The organism is Streptomyces sp. NBC_00019, assembly GCF_045041015.1.
Lineage (GTDB): Bacteria > Actinomycetota > Actinomycetes > Streptomycetales > Streptomycetaceae > Streptomyces.
Genome location: NZ_CP108302.1, coordinates 9,355,568 through 9,374,130 on the forward strand (window position 1 = coordinate 9,355,568; position 18,563 = coordinate 9,374,130).

Here is an 18,563-nt window from a genome sequence, read left to right on the forward strand (position 1 = left end):
GTCAATGGGGATGGATGGCACCTGCCGTGGCGGTCAGAGGGGTTCCCGTGCCGCCCCACCTCAGTGCGACGATCTCGGCGGCGACGGACACGGCCACCTCCTCCGGTGTGCGGGCGCCGAGGTCGAGCCCGACCGGGGAGCGAAGGCGGGCCAGTTCACGGTCCGTGAGCCCGGCCTCGACCAGCCGCTTCATCCGATCGTCGTGCGTACGGCGGCTGCCCATCGCCCCGATGTAGGCGGCGGGCCGGCGCAGCGCCTCCTCCAGGAGCGGGACGTCGAACTTGGGGTCGTGGGTGAGGACGCAGATCACCGTGCGCCCATCGGTGTCCGTGCCCTGGAGGTAGCGGTGCGGCCAGTCCACGACCACTTCCACGCCCTGCGGGAAGCGCTTGGGGGTGGCGAAGACCGGGCGGGCGTCGCACACGGTGACCCGGTAGCCGAGGAAGTCACCGATACGGGCGACCGCGGCGGCGTAGTCGATCGCACCGAAGACCAGCATGCGCGGGGGAGGCGCGAAGGAGTGCAGGAAGACGGTGACCGCGTCCTCGCGGCGCTCGCCGCGCGGGCCGTAGTGGCGCAACCCCGTTGCGCCGAGGGCGAGTTCGCCGCGCGCGTCGGCGGTGACCGCCACGTCCAGACCGTCGGTGCCGAGACTCCCCGCGAACCGGTCAGGCCACACCGCAAGGGTCGCCCCGCGCGGTGCGGGTCCGTCGGTCACCGTCGCCACGGTCACCGGGCGCCCCGCCGCCACCGACCCGGCGACCTCACCGAAGACCGGATCGGTGGCCGGGGAGACGGGCCGCACCAGCAGGGTGATCTCGCCGCCGCAGGTCAGCCCCACCGCGAACGCGTCCTCGTCGCTGTACCCGAAGGTCTGCAACCGCGCCTCGCCGCTCGCCACCACCTCCTGCGCGAGCTCGAACACCGCCCCCTCCACACAGCCGCCGGACACACTGCCGACGACCTCGTCCTCGGGCCCCACGGCCATCGCCGCACCGGGGTCGCGCGGCGCGCTGCGGCTCACGGCGACGACGGTCGCCAGACCGAACGGCACTCCCGCCGCGTACCAGGCGCTCAGCGCCGGGAGAATCTCACGCACGATCCGCTCCTCTCACGACCGCCGCCAGGCTCTCCAGCGCGGCCAGGCTGTGCCCGTCGACGAACGCGTCCACGCTCGGCAGTGCCGCCGCCATACCGGCCGCCAGGGGTGCGTACCCGGGGCGTGCCCTGCGCGGATTGGCCCAGATCACCCGGTGGGCCAGCCGCCGCAAGCGTCGCATCTGTGCCGCCAGCACCTCCGGATCGCCACGCTCCCAACCGTCCGACAGCACCACCACGACCGCGCCGCGTGCCATCCCGCGCTGCCCCCAGCGGTTCAGGAACTCGCGCAGCAGCACCCCCAGCCGGGTACCCCCGCGCCAGTCGGGCACGGCCGCCGCGACCGCCGTCATCGCCAGGTCGGGGTCGCGGTGGGAGAGCTCGCGGGTCACCCGGGTCAGCCGGGTGCCGATCGTGAACACCTCGGTGCGCGGACCACGGGCGGCCGCGTGCGCGAACCGCAGCAGCGCGTCGGCGTACGGCGCCATGGAGCCGCTGACGTCCACCAGCAGCACGACCCGCCGAGGCCGTTCGGTCCGCGCGTGCCGGCGCAGCCGTCCGGGTTCTCCGCCGTGGCGCAGCAGCTCCCGCACCGTCCGTTGCGGATCGACCTCCCCGCGCCGGGCCGGCCGCCGCCGGGCACTGCGCCGGGACTCGCCGTGCAGGGTGAACGCGGCCAGCAGGCGCCGCAGTTGCTCACGATCGGCGCCGGCCAGCTCCGCGATGTCGCGGTGGCGCAGGACCTCGGCGGAGCCGGCCAGGGAGGCGGTGGGCGGTCCTTCACGCTCGCCCGAAGCGGTCGTACGAGGCTCAGGGGTATCCCGCACGATCAGTCGCAGCCGGGACGGCGGAGGTACGGACACCGCCTTCCGGTCCGTCTCACCGGTGCCGAAGTACGCGGCGAACACCCGCTCGTAGCGCTCCAGGTCGTCCCGGTCCCCGCACAGGGTCAGCCGCCCCGCCCAGTACACGTCCGCCCGCAGCGAGGGACCCAACTCGTCCACCGCCCGCAGAAAGGAGTGCAGCCGGTCGGCGCTCGCGTCGACGCCCGCCGCGCGCAGGGCACGGGCGAAGCCGAGGAGCGCGGCGTCCGCGGCGAGTACACCTCCCATGACCCTCACGCCCCTCGGGCGGAGAGCAGCGCCGCGAAGTCCAGCCTCCGCGCCCGCTCCGCGTCCTCCCGGTACTTCAGCACCGACCCCAGAGTGGTCACCGCCAGCTCCGCGTCCACCTCGCTCGCGCCCAGCGCGTCCAGGGCCTCGGCCCAGTCGATCGTCTCGGCCACGCCGGGCGGCTTGAGCAGGTCCTGCGCACGCAGGGCCTGCACCAGCGCGGTCACCTGCTCCGCCAGCCGCGCCGACACCCCGGGCAACCGCCGTCGCACGATGGCGAGTTCACGGGCGAACCCGGGATGGTCGAACCAGTGGTAGAGACAGCGCCGCTTCAGCGCGTCGTGCACCTCGCGGGTGCGGTTGGAGGTCAGCACGACCACGGGCGGGGACGGGGACCGCAGGGTGCCCAGTTCCGGAACGGTCACCGAGTACTCCGAGAGCAGCTCCAGCAGGAACGCCTCGAACTCGTCGTCGGCACGGTCGATCTCGTCGACCAGCAGGACCGACGGCTGAGTCTCCAGCGCGCGCAGCAGCGGCCGGGCGATCAGGAAGCGCCGGTCGTACAGCTCGCTCTCCAGCCGGTCGGCGTCGCTGACCCCGGCCGCCTCGGCGGCGCGCAGATGCAGCAGCTGGCGTGGGAAGTCCCAGTCGTACAGGGCCTGCGAGGCCTCGATGCCCTCATGGCACTGGAGGCGGATCAGCGGGGCGTCGAGCGCCTCGGCGAGGGCGGAGGCGAGCGCGGTCTTGCCGACGCCCGCGTCGCCCTCGCAGAAGATCGGCCGGGCCAGCCGGAGGGCCAGGAAACAGGCGACGGCCAGCCCGTGGTCGACGAGGTATCCCGTCTCCTCCAGGCGGGCCCGCACCTGTTCCGGGCCGTCGAACTCGGTGATCTCCCCTCACCCCATTCCGGCGGCGGTGAGCACCGCCCGCTTGGTGAGCACCCGCGCCAGGTGTGCCCGGTACTCGGGCGAGGCCGAGATGTCCTGCGACGGCTGGGTCCCTATCGCCGCCGACTCCGCGGCCCGCGCCACCGCCTCCGGGTCCCCGGCGCCGGTCAGGGCCTCCTCGGTCGCCGTGGCACGCAGTGGGGTCGTGCCCATGTTGGTCAGCCCGACCCGGGCCTCGGCGATGTGCCCGTCGTCGCGCCGCACCAGCGCGGCCACGCCGACCATCGCCCAGGACTGGGCGACCCGATGGAACTTCTCGTAGTGGAAGCCCCAGCCGTCGGCCTTCGGCACCCGCACCTCCACGAGCAACTCGTCGGGATCCAGGGCCGATTGGAGGTAGTCGACGAAGAACTGCCGTGCGGGGACGGTCCGTCGTCCGCGCGGGCCCTGCGCCACCAGCTCGGCGTCGAGCGCCAGGACCACCGCGGGCAGGTCACCGGCCGGATCGGCGTGCGCCAGGGAGCCGCCGAGGGTGCCCCGATGGCGTACGGCGGGATCCGCGACGGTCGCCGTGGCGGCGGCGAGCAGGCCCGCGTGGCGGCGTACCAGCGGGTCGCGGATCACGTCGTGGTGGGTGGTCATGGCGCCGATGACGAGGGTGTCGCCGTCCTCGCGGACCCCGCGCAGTTCGGGGATGCGGCCGACGTCCACGACCAGTTCGGGGAAGGCGAGGCGGAGCCTGAGCAGCGGCAGCAGGCTCTGCCCGCCGGCCAGTACCTTGGCGTCCTCGCCGGCCCCGGCGAGCGCGCGTACCGCTTCGTCGACGTCGGCGGGACGGGCGTAGTCGAATGCCGGGGGGATCATGCCGAGGCCTCCTCGATGGCTCGCCACACCCGTTCGGGGGTGCAGGGCATCCGTACCTCCGTCACGCCCAGCGGGCGCAGGGCGTCCACGATGGCGTTGACGACGGCGGGCGTGGACGCGATCGTCCCTGCCTCGCCGACTCCCTTGACGCCCAGGGGGTTGGTGGTCGACGGCGTCTCCGTGCGGTCCGTCACGAAGTCGGGCAGGTCGGGCGCGGACGGGACGAGGTAGTCGGCCATCGTGCCGGAGACGAGGTTGCCCTGGTCGTCGTAGACCGCCTCCTCGTACAGCGCCTGCGCGATGCCCTGCGCGAGGCCGCCGTGCACCTGGCCCTCGACGATCATCGGGTTGATGACCTTGCCGACGTCGTCGACGCAGACGTACGACCGGATGTGGCTGCGTCCCGTCTCGGTGTCGACCTCGATCGCGCACAGGTGGGTGCCGTGCGGGTAGGAGAAGTTGTCCGGGTCGGTGACGTGTCCGGCGTTGATGGTGGGTTCCATGCCGTCGGGCAGGTCGTGCGAGGAGAACGTCTCGAAGGCGAGCTCCTGGAGGGTCTTGCGGGCGTCGGGGGAACCCTTGACCGAGAAGACGCCGTCCGTGAACTCCAGGTCCTGCTCGCTCGCTTCGAGCAGATGGGCGGCCACCTTGCGGGCCTTGTCCACCACCTTGCGCGCCGCGTGGTGAATGGCGGTGCCGCCCACCACGAGGGAGCGCGAGCCGTAGGTGTCCATGCCCTGCGGTGCCGCCCTGGTGTCGCCGTGCACGACCTGGACGTCCTCGAACGGCACACCGAGCACGTCGGCGGCGATCTGACTCCAGCACGTCACATGGCCCTGCCCGTGCGGACTGGTCCCGGTGACCACCTCGACCTTGCCGGTGGGCAGCACACGGATGCTCGCGGCCTCCCAGCCGCCGGCCGCGTACCGCAGGTCCCGCAGCACCCGGCTCGGCGCGAGCCCGCACATCTCGGTGTAGGTCGACACCCCGATGCCGAGGCGTACGGAGTCTCCCCGGCGATTGCGGTCCGCCTGCTCGGCACGGAGCTTGTCGTAGTCGAACAGCGCGAGCGCCTTCTCGGTCGCGGCCTCGTAGTTGCCGCTGTCGTAGGTCAGACCCGCGATCGTCGTGTACGGGAACTCCTCGTGCCCGATCCAGTTCCGGCGCCGCAACTCCACCGGATCCAGGCCGAGTTCGACCGCCAGCTCGTCCATGATGCGTTCGATGGCGTACGTCGCCTCCGGGCGCCCCGCGCCACGGTAGGCGTCGGTCGGCGTCTTGGTGGTGAAGACGCCGGTGACGTTGAGCTCGTAGGAACCCATCTTGTAGATCCCCGGATACATGAACGCGCCCAGGATCGGGATGCCCGGCGTGACCAGCATCAGATAGGCGCCCATGTCGACCAGCAGGTCGGCCTTGAGGCCCAGCAGTTTGCCGTCGCGGTTCGCGGCGATCTCGACGTCCTGGATCATGCCGCGGCCGTGGTGGGTCGCCAGATAGCCCTCGGAGCGGGACTCGGTCCACTTGACGGGGCGTCCGAGGCGGCGGGCGACCGTGAGGGCGATGGCCTCCTCGCCGTACACCTGGAGCTTGGAGCCGAAGCCGCCGCCCACGTCGGGGGCGATCACCCGCAGCTTGTGCTCGGGGACCCCGGTGACCACGGAGAGCATGATCCGCAGGATGTGCGGGATCTGGGTGGAGGAGTAGAGGGTGTACTCGCCGGAGGCGGCGAGCGGGGTGACGACGACGCCGCGCGGTTCCATGGCGTTGGCGATGAGCCGCTGGTGGACGTAGCGGCGCTTGAGGGTGACCTCGGCGCGCCGGCGTACGGCGTCGAAGTCCTCGCCGGTCTTCAGTGGCCAGAGGTAGCTGCGGTTGGTGCCCTTGTCGGAGTGGACCAGGGGCGAGTTCTCGGTGAGCGCGGCCTCCAGGTCCAGTACCGGCGGCAGGGGCGTGTAGTCGACCTCGATCGCTTCGAGGGCGTCGGTGGCCGCGTACCGGTCGCGGGCCACGACGACCGCGACCGGGTCTCCGGCGTAGCGCACCTCGTCGACGGCGATGGGCGGGTGGTCGGGCAGCACGATGTCCTCGGTCACCGGCCACGCGCAGGGCAGCGATCCCATCCCCTCCGCGAGGTCGCTGCCGCTGAATGCCGCGACGACGCCCGGGCGTTCGAGAGCGGGCGTCACGTCGACACGGTCGATGCGGGCATGGGCCATGGGGCTGCGCAGGATCGCCAGATGGAGCAGGCCGCCCACGCTGATGTTGTCGGTCCAGTTGGTCTGCCCGGTGAGCAGGCGTGCGTCCTCCTTGCGGGGGCGCGAGCGGCCGACCTCGCGTTCGACGGTCTCGCTCATGTCCGTACCTCCTGTTCGGAGGCGTCGAGCACCGCGCGCACGATGTTCTGGTAGCCGGTGCAGCGACAGAGATTGCCCTCCAGGGCATGGCGCACCTCGTCGGACGTGGGGTGCGGGTTGTCCCGCAGTAGATCCCTTGCCGCCATGAGCATGCCCGGAGTGCAGTAGCCGCACTGGAGTGCGTGCCGCTCGTGGAACGCCTGCTGGAGCCCCGTCCACTCCCCGTTCGACGTCAGCCCCTGGACGGTGGTCACTTCGCTCCCGTCCGCCTGGACGGCCAGGACCGAGCAGCTCTTGACGCTCGCACCGTCCAGGTCGACCGTGCAGGCCCCGCAGTTGGAGGTGTCGCAGCCCACGGGGGTGCCGGTCAGGCCCAGTCGGTCACGCAGGTAGTGGATCAGCAGAAGACGGGGTTCGACCTCGTCCTGGTAGTTCGTGCCGTCCACCTTCACCGAGATACGGGTCATGTGCCCTCCCAGGGAACCGTGCGAGGGGATAGCAGGGGGCTGGCGGGGAAAATCGGCCACCTGACGTGATGGGCGTCACTCTAGGACCGGTCAGGGGAGGGGGCGAGGGCTGGGACGTGGGTTTGTTGACCGTTAATTCGTTGGCGCCCGGTGCACGGATCTGCTGCACTGCGAGGGACCGGTAGGCGATCAACGGAGGAGCGCAGTAATGCGAGGAGCACGCATGTCCACCCAAGAAGGAATGACCCCCTCTTCGAAGGACATGACGCTTCGTGCACTTGCTCAACCTCGGGATCCTCGCCCACGTCGACGCCGGTAAGACCAGCCTCACCGAGCGGCTGCTGCACTCCGTCGGAGTCATCGACGAGATCGGCAGCGTCGACGCCGGCAGCACCCGGACCGACTCCCTCGCGCTGGAGCGCCGGCGCGGCATCACCATCAAGTCCGCCGTCGTCTCGTTCGCGGTCGACGACGTCACCGTCAATCTCATCGACACCCCCGGCCACCCGGACTTCATCGCCGAGGTGGAGCGGGTGCTCGGCGTCCTCGACGGCGCCGTGCTGGTGGTCTCGGCCGTCGAGGGCGTCCAGGCGCAGACCCGCGTCCTGATGCGCACCCTCCAGCGGCTGAAGATCCCCACGCTGATCTTCGTCAACAAGATCGACCGTCGCGGTGCGCGGTACGACGCTGTCCTGCGCGCGCTCTCCGAGCGGCTCACGCCCGCGGTCGTACCGATGGGGCGGGCCGTCGGGCTCGGCACCCGTAAGGCCGCGTTCGCCCCGGACCGCGTTCCCGTCGACGTCCTCGCGGACCACGACGACGAGCTGCTCGCGGCCTATGTCGAGGGGACGCTCTCCGAGGACCGGGTGCGTACGGCCCTCGTCGGCCGGACCCGCGAGGCCCTCGTCCACCCGGTGTTCTTCGGCTCCGCGGTCACCGGTGCGGGCGTCCCCGAACTCATCGCCGGGATCAAGGAGTTGCTGCCCCACGCCGACGGTGACCCCGACGGCCCGGTCTCCGGCACCGTCTTCAAGGTCGAGCGGGGCCCGGCGGGGGAGAAGGTCGCCTACGCGCGGATGTTCTCCGGAACGCTGCGCACCCGCGACCGGGTCCCCTTCGGCGACACCCGGGCCGGCGACGCCCGCGACGAGGGCCGGGTCACCGCGGTGAGCGTCTTCGACCACGGCACGGATCTCCGTGAGGACGCGGTCCCGGCGGGGCGGATCGCGAGGCTCTGGGGTCTCGTCGACGTGCGGATCGGCGACGCGCTCGGCGAACCCCGCAAGGCGCACGGTCACTTCTTCGCCCCGCCGACCCTGGAGACCGTGGTCGTGCCCGGCCCGGACACGGACCGCAGGGCCCTGCACCTCGCGCTCGGCCAACTCGCCGAACAGGACCCGCTGATCGGGCTGCGCCACGACGAGGTACGCCAGGAGACCTCCGTCTCCCTGTACGGGGAGGTCCAGAAGGAGGTCATTCAAGCCACTCTGGCGGAGGAGTTCGGGCTCGCCGTCGGCTTCCGGGAGACCACGCCGCTCTGCATCGAGAGGCCGGCGGGGACGGGGGCTGCCGCCGAGTTCATCAAGAAGGACGCCAACCCGTTCCTCGCGACCGTCGGCCTGCGCGTCGACCCCGCCCTGCCGGGAACCGGCGTCGCCTTCCGGCTGGAGGTGGAGCTGGGCGCCATGCCGTACGCCTTCTTCAAGGCGGTCGAGGACACCGTCCGCGAGACCCTCGACCAGGGCCTCAACGGCTGGCAGGTCACCGACTGCGCGGTCACGATGACCCACTCCGGCTACTGGCCCCGCCAGAGCCACGCCCACCAGGGCTTCGACAAGAGCATGTCCACCACCGGAGCCGACTTCCGGGGCCTGACACCGCTGGTTCTGATCGAGGCGCTGCGCAAGGCCGGGAGCCAGGTGTACGAGCCGATGCACCGCTTCCGGATCGAGGCCCCGGCCGACACCCTGGGTGCCCTGCTGCCGGTGCTGGCCGCGCTCCAGGCCGTGCCGCAGACCACCGAGACGCGCGGGGAGAGCTGCGTCCTGGAGGGTGCGGTGCCGGCGGCCCGCGTGCACGCGCTGGAGCAGCGGCTGCCCGGACTCACGCGGGGAGAAGGCGAGTTGGAGAGCGGGTTCGACCACTACGCGCCGGTCGTGCGCGGTGATGTACCGAGCCGTCCGCGCACCGATCACAACCCGCTGAACCGCAAGGAGTACCTGTTGAACGTGACGCGTCGAGTCGGCAGTTGAGGTGGCTGAGAAAGAACGTGTAAAGAAAAGCTGATACTTACTCATGAGTCAGAAGTGTTGACGGTGTCCGGAAATCGCCCGACTGTAGTGGACATGCCGAATATCCGGTTGCGTTTGCTGGCGGTTCTGGTCGTCCTCTTCGGATCCCTGACGGTGGCGGGCGCCGGGCCCGCCACCGCCGCCGTCCCCAATTCCCTCTGGTTCGACGGCACGGCGCTCACCGTGTCGAACGGCCGCTTCGTCGACGGCCAAGGCCGCGAGGTGGTTCTCCGTGGTTACAACGTCTCCGGCGAGACCAAGCTCGACGAGAACCACGGCCTGCCCTTCGCCTCCGTGGCCGACGCCAAGAAGTCGGCGACCGCGCTGAGAGCCCTCGGCGGCGGCAACTCGGTCCGCTTCCTGCTCTCCTGGGCCTACGCGGAGCCGGTGCGCGGCCAGCTGGACACGGCCTATCTGGCCGCCGCCACCGCACAGATGGGCGCCTTCCTGGACGCGGGCATCCGCGTCTACCCCGACTTCCACCAGGACCTCTACTCCCGCTACCTCTTCGACTCGGACAGCTGGTACACGGGTGACGGCGCCCCGCAATGGGCGGTGGACCTCGGCAACTATCCGGACGAGTCCTGCGGGATCTGCTTCCTCTGGGGCCAGAACATCACCCAGAACGGCGCGGTGAAGGCCGCCCAGTACGACTTCTGGCACAACGCCCACGGCCTTCAGGACTCCTTCCTCGCCACGGCCCAGAAGACCATGGCGTACATCAAGCAGAACCTGTCCGCCGAGCAGTTCACGGGCGTCCTCGGCTTCGACCCCTACAACGAGCCCTACGCCGGCACCTACGAGTCCGGCCAGGCCAGCCGCACCTGGGAACGCGACCTGCTGTGGCCCTTCTACGTGAAGTTCCGCGCCCGGATGGACGCGGCCGGCTGGACGGACAAGCCCGCCTTCGTCGAGCCGAACCTGTTCTGGAACGGCAACGTCAGCAAGGAGGAGGGCGGCCTGCTCGACGCGGGCGCCATCGGCTCCCGGTACGTCTTCAACACCCACTTCTACGACCAGAAGGCCATCTCCGGCGTCCTCATGTGGGGCAACGCCTCGGACGGCCAGTACGTGACCGACTTCGCCACGGTCCGCGACCGCGCCTCGGCGCTCGGCACCACGGCCATCGTCAGCGAGTTCGGCCACCCCCTGAACGGCTCCACCGCCGGCAAGGCGCCGACGGTCCTCAAGGCGATGTACCAGGCCCTGGACTCCCGGGTGAAGGGTGCCAACTGGTGGACCACGCCCGCCACTTCCGGCCCGGTGCTGTCCGGCTCGCAGTGGCAGTGGGACATCTACAACGGCCGTCACAGCGAGCTCATGAACGGCAACCCCGACAAGGAGCTCACCACCGGGGACGCCTGGAACGACGAGGACCTGTCCGCCGTACGCCTCGACGACTCCGGCACGGCGGTGCTGCGTCAGGACGCCCGGCTCCTCGACCGGATCTACCCGAGCGCCACCTCGGGCAGCACCCTCGCCTTCACCTACGAGGACCGCTCCCGCGACGGCTCCACGACCCTGACCTGGAACCCGGTCCCGAGCAGCCTGCCGAACGTGTCCTCGCTGGTCGGCTCCGGCCAGTACTCCCTGCTGGTGTGGCGCTCGGGCAGTGGCTCGGCACCGACCGAACTGCACCTCCCGGCGTCCTTCCCGAACGCCTCCACCACCGTGGTCTCCGACCTCGGCACGGTGTACGCCCCGCCGGCGTACACCTCGACCACCCCGATCGGCACGACCGCCGAACCGGGCGGCACCGGAAGCCGCCGCCTCCTGCTCACCGACACCGACAGCGGCACCCTGCACTACGCGCTCGTCGCCAACGGGGCCACCTCGCCCTCCGCATCCCTGCTCAGCGCCGCCAAGTCGGAACTGGCCGCGTGGATGGCGTCGAAGTTCGCTTGACCCTCTCCTTACGTCAGGGTTGAGGCTGGACCCCGACGAAAGGGCAGGTGAATGAGGTACTCCGTGCGGCAGGTCGCGTCCTGGGCCGCGGTGACGGTGCGCACGCTCCATCACTACGACCGGACCGGCCTGCTCACGCCCGGCACCCGCAGCCGGGCCGGGTACCGCCTCTACGACGAGACGGACCTGGCCCGGCTCCAGCAGATCCTCTTCTACCGCGAACTCGGCTTCTCCCTCGACGAGATCGCCGCCATCCTCGAGGACCCGCAGGCCAACGCCCTGGACCATCTTCGGGCCCGGCAACGGCAGTTGAGCGAGGAGATCGCCCGGCTCCAGCGGCTCTCCGAGGTCGCCGAGCGGGCCATCGAGGTCCAGCAGACCGGCGTGACCCTCACCCCGCAGGAACGCTTCGAGGTCTTCGGCGAGATCGGCTTCGACCTCAGCTACGCCACCGAACGGCAGCTGAAGTGGGCCGGCTCGCGGGGGCAGCGCGAATCGATGGCACGGGCGGCCGCCCACACCAAGGAGGACTGGCGGCAGCTCATGGGGGAGGCCGGTGAGTGGCGCGCACGGCTGCTCGCGACCTTCGACGCGGGGGAGCCGAGCGACGGCGAGGCGGCCATGGACCTCGCCGAGGAGCATCGCCGGCACATCACCCGCTGGTTCACGGCCTGTCCGCCCGTCATGCACCGGCGGATCGCGGACGACTTCGTGGCCGACCCGCGCGCCTTCGCCCTCGTCGTGCCCCCGTCGCAGCAACGGCCCGGTCTCGCCGCCTACCTGGGCAAGGCCGTGCACGCCAACGCGGCCCGCAACGACTCCCCGGAGGAAGAGAGATGAGGATCCTGATCGCCGCGGCCGGATCGCGCGGCGACGTGGCGCCGTACACGGGACTCGGCAGTGCGCTCCTGAGGGCCGGGCACGAGGTCGCCCTCGCCGCACCGGACGCCTTCGCGCCTCTGGCGCAGGAGGCGGGGCTGGAGTTCCGTGGTCTTCCCGCCCGCGCGGAGGGCGGTGGGGCGGCGACCAGGCGTGAACTGCTTCGCACCGCGGCCGAGTTCGTCACCGAGATCGGTCAGGGATTCGCCGCCGCGATGGACCGGGGGACGGATCTGCTCCTGCTGTCGACGACCACGGCTCCCCTCGGCTGGCATCTGGCCGAGGCCACCGGCACCCCGGCGATCGGCGCCTACCTCGTGCCCGTCGCCCCGACCGGCGACTTCCCGCCGGTGGTCACCGCGGCCCGCTCACTGGGCCGCCTCGGCAACCGTACGGCCGGACGCTTCGCGCTGCGCATGGCCGACCGTCTCTACACGGGGGCGGTCGCCGACCTCCGCCGGAGCCTCGACCTGCCCCCGCTCACGCCGCGTGCGATGCGCCGCCGACAGGAGCAGGCGAACCGGCCCGTCCTGCACGGCTTCAGCACGGCACTCGTGCCGCGCCCCGCCGACTGGCGGCCGGGGCTGGAGGTCGTGGGCACCTGGTGGCCTTACGTCGACGAGTCCCGGCGGCTGGCCGCGGAACTGGAGGACTTCCTCGCGGCCGGAGCGCGGCCGGTGTTCATCGGGTTCGGCAGCATGGCGGCCGGCCAGGGGGAGCGGCTCGGCGACATCGCGGTGCGGGCCCTGCGGCGGGCCGGGCTGCGCGGGATCCTGCAGACCGGCAGTGCCGGACTCGCGGCCGACGGCGACGACGTCCTGACCGTCGGGGACGTACCGCACGCGCTGCTGTTCCCGCGGGTCGCCGCCGTGGTCCACCACGCCGGAGCGGGCACCTCGGCGGCCGGACTGCGCGCCGGGGTACCCGCGGTGCCCGTGCCGGTGACGGCGGACCAGCCGTTCTGGGCGGGGCGGCTGGCCGCGCTCGGGGCCGCCACCGACCCGATCCCGTTCAGGTCGCTCACGGCCGAGGCGCTCGCCGACGCGCTCGGCCGTGTCGTACGGCAGCAGTCCTACAGCCGTGCGGCCGTGACCGCCGCGCAGCTCATGGCCGCCGAGGACGGGGCGGGCGAGGCGGTCAAGGCCGTGGAACGGCCGGCGGGCTGAGCCTCAGGAGGCCGGGCTCGTCCAGTTCGCCGCGACATGGCCCAGACGCACGCGCTGGGGGTGGTCGCCGACCGGGACGGACACCGTCTTCCGGCCGGTGGCGAAGTCGATGGCCGTGACCTGGTCGGTGCCGCTCTCGGAGATCACGCAGAGCTTGCCGTCGCCGCTGACCGTGGCCCAGTAGGGCTTGGAGGCGGTGACGAGCGGGCCCTCCTGGAGGGTCGTGCGGTTGACGACGGTCGCGTAGTCGTCCATGGTCCCGGCGACGCACAGCTTGGTGCCGTCGGGGCTCATCGACATGCCGTGGTGGCGGGAGTCGTTGACGAACGTGGTGCGGTCGTCGCTGGTCGCCGGGTTCTTCGGGAGGGTCTTGGTCCGGGTGATCTTGTCGGTGGCGAGGTCGTACTCGAAGAAGCCGTTGAAGAACGACACCTGGAAGTACAGCTTGGACTCGTCCGGGGAGAACACGGCCGGGCGGACCGCGTCGGAGTAGTCCGTGAGACCGATCGCGTCCAGCTTCGGCCGCAGGTCGATGACCTTGACCTGCTGGTACGTCGTGGCGTCGACGACCGTGATGCGCCGGTCGCCCTTCGTCCAGTCCAGCCACGCGGCGTCGGTGTCGGTGTTCACGTCACCGATCGCCATGTTGTAGATGTACTTGCCGTCCTTGGTGAAGATGTTCTCGTGCGGCTTGTCGCCGGTGGTGAACTTGCCGAGCTGCTTTCCGGTGCTGATGTCGAGCACGTGCACGGTGTTCGAGGTCGAGGCGGACACCGCCACCCGGGTACCGTCGGGGGAGACCGCCATGTGGTCCGAGCGGTAACCCGACACGGGGAAACGCCAGTTGATGGCCCCGGTGGCCAGGTTGATCGAGACGACGTCGGCGAAGCTCGGCCGGGAGACGACGACCGACGCGCCGTCCGGTGTGGTGTACATGTCGTCGGCGAACTGGTCGTGGCCCTCGCCGACACCGTTGCGGATCGCCATGAAGTAGATCCACTTGATCGGATCGGCGTTGATCTCGGCCATCCGCGCGTCCTTGTCGGGGATGACGTTGATCCGGCCGACCTTCGCGAGATCGCCCGTGGACTTGAGGACGTCGGCGGTGCCGTCCCAGTTGTTGCCGACGAACAGCACCTCGCGCAGGGCGGCGGCGTCCGCTGCGGTGGCGGTCGCCGGGGCGGTGACGGTCAGGGCGACGGCGGCGGCCAGAGCGCCAAGGTGCCGGGGTCCGAAAGCGGGCATGACGGCTCTCTTCTCTGAGTGGGGTTCATGAGTAGGACATGCCAAGGCAAAGCTCGTGAATCTGAACACGAACGCTTTCAGAATCAACTTACTGAAAAGTAAGGAAGGGGCGCCCTGTCCACAAGACCGCGTACACGATAAATATTGGCGCGTCGGAGGACGATCAACGGAGGTGACCGTGGCGGGCAGGCTCAAGGCGCCGACCGGCCGCTACGGCGGCAAGACCGCCGAAGAACGACAGGCGCTGCGGCGCGGGCGTTTCCTGGACGCGGCCCTGCAGCTGTTCGGCGACACCCCCGGCTACCGCAACACCACGGTCGCCGCGCTCAGCGAGGCCGCGGGTCTGTCGACCCGGCAGTTCTACGAGGAGTTCCGCACCCTCGAGGATGTCCTCGCGGCCCTCCATCTCCAGGTCAACGGATGGGCCGAGGAGGCGGTCCTGACAGCGGTGGCCGACGCGGAGTCGCTGCCGCTCGCCGAACGAGTGGCGGCGATCTTCCGTGCGTACGCCGCGAGTGTCACCGGCGATCCTCGCCGTGTCCGCATCACCTTCGTCGAGATCATCGGAGTCAGTCCGCGTCTGGAGGAACAGCGCCTCGCCCGCCGCGCCGGGTGGATCGACCTGCTGTGTGCCGAGGCGAACGCGGCCGTCGCGCGGGGTGAGGCTGTGCCGCGGGACTATCGGATTCCGGCCGCGGCGTTCATCGGTGCGGTCAACGGGCTGTTGCACGACTGGAGTGCTGGATGGGTGGACGCGACGTTGGACGAGGTGGTGGAGGAGTTGGTGCGGCAGTTGTTGGCGATTCTGCGGCCGGTCGGGTGGTGAATCCGCGGGCACTGTTCAGCGCGTCAGTCTGTTCACCGCCTCCACCACCGGCCTGACCCCGTCCTCCTCGCGAATCCGTGCCCCCAGCGCCCGCGCCCGCTCCCGGTACCCCGGATCGCGGGTGACCCGCGTCAGCGCCGACGCTAGCGTGTCCGTGTTCAGTCCCCGTAGCGGTACCGCACGCGGTGCCACGCCCAGCGCGACCAACCGCGCGGACCAGAAGCCCGCGTCGAACTGGACCGGCACCGGTACGGCGGGCACCCCGGCCCGCAGCCCCGCCGCGGTCGTGCCCGCGCCCGCGTGGTGGACGAGCGCCGCCATGTGCGGGAAGAGTGCCGAGTGGGCGACCTCGCCGACGGTCAGCATGTCGTCGCCGTCGGCCGCGAGCCCGCCCCAGCCCTGCTGGATCACCCCGCGCAGCCCGGCCCGGCGCAGCGCGCGCACGATGTCTTCGCTGAGCCGCGCGGGGTCCGGGACCGTCGCACTGCCCAGACCGACGAACACCGGAGGTTCGCCCGCGTCGAGGAAGTCCCGCACCTCGGGCGGAAGTCCGCTCTTCACGTCGTACGGCCACCAGTAGCCGGTCACGTCCAGCCCGGTCCGCCAGTCGCGTGGCCTGGCCACCACCAGCGGGCTGAAGCCGTGGTGCACCGGCCACGCCTGCCGCTCCCGGGCCCGCAGTGCCGCCGCGGTGCGGACGCGGGGCATCCCCAGCCGTTCGCGGACCGCGGGGACGGTCGCGGCGAAGACCTGCTCCACGGCCAGGCCCACACCGTGCCCGGCGAGCCGGTTGCCGGCCGTTCCCCAGGAGCGGCCGCCGAGCATGGGAGGGCCGAACTCGCGTGTGGGGGCGAGGGGTTGGAGATAGACGCCCATGCTGGGCAGCGACAGGCCCTCGGCGACGGTGTGTCCCAGCGGTGCCATCGAGCCGGACAGCAGCAGCACGTCGCTCCCTCGCGCGGCCGCCAGTACGTCGTCGGCCATCTCCTGCGCCAGGGTCCGCGCCATGCTCACCACCCGCAGCAGCTTCCCGGCGCCCGTCGCACTGTCGTGCAGCGCCCGCCCGCGTGAGGACTCCAGCTCCGCCCGGGGATCGAGCGGCAGGGCGTGGAATCCGAGCCCCGACCCCGCCACCAACGGCTCGAAGGAGCCGTGCGTGACCAGGGTGACCTCGTGCCCGGCCCGCACCAGGCCGTGTCCCAGTCCGGTGAACGGGGCGACGTCGCCCCGGGACCCCGCTGTCATGATCGCTACGCGCACACCGGTCAGTATGGCGCGGCGGCGTGTTCCGAAGGGCGAACGACCCAAGGGGACCGGCTACTTCACCCCTGTCACATCCGTTGACTTCACCCTCCCGTGGCTCTACTTTCGGCGCGCGACACGTTCGAACTATCGATCCTTGTTCGAAATATCGTCACCCTTGAGTGTTTCCCCGCACGAAGGAGCCGCATGTACCCCCCACCGCGTTGTGTCCGCCGGGTCAGAGCCGCCGCCGTACGCGCCCTCGTCCTCGCCCTGGCCGTCACCGCAGCCCTGCTGTTCGCGCAGCCGAACCAGGCGCAGGCGGCGACCAGCCGTCAGATATCCGTGCCCGCCGCCCCGATGGGCTGGGCCTCCTGGAACAGCTTCGCCGCGAAGATCGACTACAGCGTGATCAAGCAGCAGGTCGACGCGTTCGTCGCCTCGGGTCTGCCGGCGGCGGGCTACCAGTACATCAACATCGACGAGGGCTGGTGGCAGGGCACCCGTGACAGTGCCGGCAACATCACCATCGACGAGGCGGAGTGGCCCGGTGGCATGAAGGCCATCGCCGACTACATCCACAGCAAGGGCCTCAAGGCCGGTATCTACACCGACGCCGGCAAGGACGGCTGCGGCTACTACTACCCGACCGGCCGCCCCGCCGCGCCCGGCTCCGGCAGTGAGGGCCACTACGCGCAGGACATGCTCCAGTTCTCGCAGTGGGGCTTCGACTTCGTGAAGGTCGACTGGTGCGGCGGTGACGCGGAGGGACTTGACGCGAAGACGACGTACCAGGCCATCAGCGACGCGATCACGCAGGCCACCGCCAGCACCGGCCGCCCGATGACCCTGTCGTTGTGCAACTGGGGCCGGCAGAACCCGTGGAACTGGGCTCCGGGCCAGGGCGCGATGTGGCGGACCAACGACGACATCATCCTGTACGGCAACAAGCCGTCCATGACCAACCTGCTGACCAACTACGACCGGAACCTGCACCCCACGGCGCAGCACACCGGCTACTACAACGACCCCGACATGCTGATGGTCGGCATGGACGGCTTCACCGCCGCCCAGAACCGCACCCACATGAACCTGTGGGCGATCTCCGGCGCCCCGCTCCTCGCCGGCAACAACCTCGCCACGATGACCACCGAGACCGCGAACATCCTCAAGAACCCCGAGGTCATCGCCGTCGACCAGGACGCGCGCGGCCTCCAGGGCGTCAAGATCGCCGAGGACACCAGCGGACTGCAGGTGTACGGCAAGGTCCTGTCCGGCGCGGGCAACCGCGCGGCCGTTCTGCTCAACCGCACCTCCTCCGCCCAGAACATCACCGTCCGCTGGTCCGACCTCGGCCTGACCAACGCCAGCGCGACCGTCCGTGACCTGTGGACGCAGCAGAACATCGGCTCGTACGGCACGAGCTACACCACCAGCGTCCCGGCGGGCGGCTCCGTGATGCTCACGGTCAAGGGCGGCACCGAGGCCGCGAGCAGCACCTACACCGGCACGTCGAGCTTCTCGGGCGTGGTCGCCGGGAGCACCGGCCTGAAGACCGTCGACGTCGCCTACACCAACAACACCTCGACCGCCCGCAAGGCCACCCTCAAGGTCAACGGCCAGGGCTCGACGGCGGTCTCCTTCCCGCCCACCGGTGCCGGCCAGGGCACGATCAGCGTCCAGGTCGCCCTCTCCAAGGGCTCCTCGAACACGCTGACCTTCACAGGCGCCCCGACCCTTGCCGACATCACGGTCAGGCCGCTGCCCGGCGCCAACGGCAACCTGGTCGTCGGCACGCAGTCGAGCCGCTGCCTCGACATCAACGACAACACCATCACCAACGGCACCCAGGCCCAGCTCTGGGACTGCAGCGGCGGTCAGAACCAGGCCTGGACGTACACCTCCCGCAAGGAACTCGTGGTGTACGGCAACAAGTGCCTGGACGCCTACAACCTCGGCACGACCAACGGCACCAAGGTCGTGATCTGGGACTGCAACGGTCAGAACAACCAGAAGTGGAACGTCAACACCGACGGCACCCTCACCAATGTCCACTCCGGACTCTGCCTGGACGCCTACAACAACCAGACGGCCAACGGCAGCCAGTTGGTGCTGTGGTCCTGCGGCGCCGGTGACAACCAGAAGTGGACGCTGAACTAGCGGCGGCGAACCCCCGCACGGGCGAGGCTGTGTCCGGCACAGCCTCGCCCGCCACCCGGAGGTG

At 70.8% G+C, this 18,563-nt stretch carries 14 protein-coding genes; 6 read left to right on the plus strand and 8 right to left on the minus strand.

Features of this window, described 5'->3' with window-relative positions:
- Window position 1: 1 nt before the first annotated feature.
- The 6 genes from OHU89_RS43410 to OHU89_RS43435 are packed head-to-tail and all read right to left on the minus strand — an operon-like array spanning window position 2 to window position 6,785.
- Window positions 2–1,099, minus strand: a complete 1,098-nt coding sequence (locus OHU89_RS43410; protein WP_405650866.1) for an XdhC family protein — start codon at window positions 1,097–1,099, stop codon at window positions 2–4.
- Window positions 1,092–2,210, minus strand: coding sequence for a vWA domain-containing protein (locus tag OHU89_RS43415; RefSeq protein ID WP_405650868.1), 1,119 nt, complete (start codon window positions 2,208–2,210; stop codon window positions 1,092–1,094). Before OHU89_RS43415 ends, OHU89_RS43410 begins: the two co-directional genes overlap by 8 nt.
- 5 nt (window positions 2,211–2,215) lie before the next feature.
- Complete coding sequence (locus OHU89_RS43420) at window positions 2,216–3,100, minus strand: AAA family ATPase (RefSeq protein ID WP_405654907.1); 885 nt, start codon at window positions 3,098–3,100, stop codon at window positions 2,216–2,218.
- A gap of 6 nt (window positions 3,101–3,106) precedes the next feature.
- Window positions 3,107–3,961 (minus strand): FAD binding domain-containing protein, encoded by an 855-nt coding sequence (locus tag OHU89_RS43425; protein WP_405650870.1) that lies wholly within the window; start codon window positions 3,959–3,961, stop codon window positions 3,107–3,109.
- Window positions 3,958–6,318, minus strand: a complete 2,361-nt coding sequence (locus tag OHU89_RS43430; protein WP_405650873.1) for a xanthine dehydrogenase family protein molybdopterin-binding subunit — start codon at window positions 6,316–6,318, stop codon at window positions 3,958–3,960. The genes OHU89_RS43425 and OHU89_RS43430 overlap by 4 nt, the downstream gene beginning before the upstream one ends.
- Complete coding sequence (locus tag OHU89_RS43435) at window positions 6,315–6,785, minus strand: (2Fe-2S)-binding protein (protein WP_365412225.1); 471 nt, start codon at window positions 6,783–6,785, stop codon at window positions 6,315–6,317. Before OHU89_RS43435 ends, OHU89_RS43430 begins: the two co-directional genes overlap by 4 nt.
- A gap of 272 nt (window positions 6,786–7,057) precedes the next feature.
- Here OHU89_RS43435 and OHU89_RS43440 point away from each other — a divergent pair, with 272 nt between their 5' ends.
- The 4 genes from OHU89_RS43440 to OHU89_RS43455 all read left to right on the plus strand — a co-directional run bounded on the left by OHU89_RS43440 (window position 7,058) and on the right by OHU89_RS43455 (window position 13,026).
- A complete protein-coding gene (locus OHU89_RS43440; RefSeq protein ID WP_405650875.1) occupies window positions 7,058–9,037 on the plus strand; it encodes a GTP-binding protein in 1,980 nt (659 codons plus the stop codon).
- Window positions 9,038–9,130: 93 nt separating this feature from the next.
- Entirely contained in the window at window positions 9,131–10,981 is a 1,851-nt protein-coding gene (locus tag OHU89_RS43445) for an endoglycosylceramidase (protein WP_405650877.1), read from the plus strand.
- Between the two features lie 51 nt (window positions 10,982–11,032).
- Complete coding sequence (locus tag OHU89_RS43450; protein WP_405650879.1) at window positions 11,033–11,821, plus strand: MerR family transcriptional regulator; 789 nt, start codon at window positions 11,033–11,035, stop codon at window positions 11,819–11,821.
- Window positions 11,818–13,026, plus strand: a complete 1,209-nt coding sequence (locus OHU89_RS43455; protein WP_405650881.1) for a glycosyltransferase — start codon at window positions 11,818–11,820, stop codon at window positions 13,024–13,026. Before OHU89_RS43450 ends, OHU89_RS43455 begins: the two co-directional genes overlap by 4 nt.
- 3 nt (window positions 13,027–13,029) lie before the next feature.
- On the opposite strand, the gene OHU89_RS43460 is transcribed toward OHU89_RS43455, so the two are convergent.
- On the minus strand, window positions 13,030–14,271 hold the full coding sequence (locus tag OHU89_RS43460; protein ID WP_405650883.1) for a YncE family protein: 1,242 nt from the start codon (window positions 14,269–14,271) through the stop codon (window positions 13,030–13,032).
- A gap of 178 nt (window positions 14,272–14,449) precedes the next feature.
- On the opposite strand from OHU89_RS43460, the gene OHU89_RS43465 reads away from it, so the two are divergent.
- Window positions 14,450–15,097: a TetR/AcrR family transcriptional regulator gene (locus tag OHU89_RS43465; protein WP_405650885.1), complete on the plus strand. Its 648-nt coding sequence runs from the start codon at window positions 14,450–14,452 to the stop codon at window positions 15,095–15,097.
- A gap of 15 nt (window positions 15,098–15,112) precedes the next feature.
- Here the strand turns inward: OHU89_RS43465 and OHU89_RS43470 are convergent, their stop codons facing one another.
- On the minus strand, window positions 15,113–16,342 hold the full coding sequence (locus tag OHU89_RS43470; RefSeq protein ID WP_405654909.1) for a glycosyltransferase: 1,230 nt from the start codon (window positions 16,340–16,342) through the stop codon (window positions 15,113–15,115).
- Between the two features lie 204 nt (window positions 16,343–16,546).
- Between OHU89_RS43470 and OHU89_RS43475 the strand changes: the two genes are divergently transcribed.
- A complete protein-coding gene (locus tag OHU89_RS43475; RefSeq protein ID WP_405650888.1) occupies window positions 16,547–18,499 on the plus strand; it encodes a ricin-type beta-trefoil lectin domain protein in 1,953 nt (650 codons plus the stop codon).
- Window positions 18,500–18,563 lie beyond the last annotated feature (64 nt).